This is a genomic window from Neisseria sp. P0009.S007 (assembly GCF_051962515.1).
Map to the genome: position 1 here is coordinate 1 of NZ_JBQCVF010000983.1, position 340 is coordinate 340.

The 340-nt window shown below is 49.4% G+C and carries 1 pseudogene; it reads right to left on the reverse strand.

Features of this window, described 5'->3' with window-relative positions:
* A pseudogene (locus ACTHS3_RS17430) lies at nucleotides 1-340 on the reverse strand (tyrosine--tRNA ligase); the annotation flags it as partial.

A 340-nucleotide genomic window follows, 5' to 3' on the forward strand; every position in this document is an offset into this window, starting at 1 on the left:
AAGTCGCTTTCGGTAAGATGGCTTTGGTCTTCGGCAAATATGCTTTCAGAAATACGTTGGGCGGCGGCAAGGGCCTCTTCGCCGTGAATCAGACGGGTCATTTCTTCGGCGAGAATGCGTTGCGCTTCTGGCTTGGTGCCGCTGGCTTTATCTTTGGCTTCGATGGCATCGATTTCTTCGATGGACAGGAAGGTAAAGTATTTCAGGAATTTATATACATCGGCATCGGCCACTTTCAGCCAGAATTGGTAGAACTGATACGGAGAAGTTTTCTTCGCGTTAAACCATACCGCGCCGCCTACGGTTTTACCGAATTTGGTGCCGTCGGATTTGGTTACCA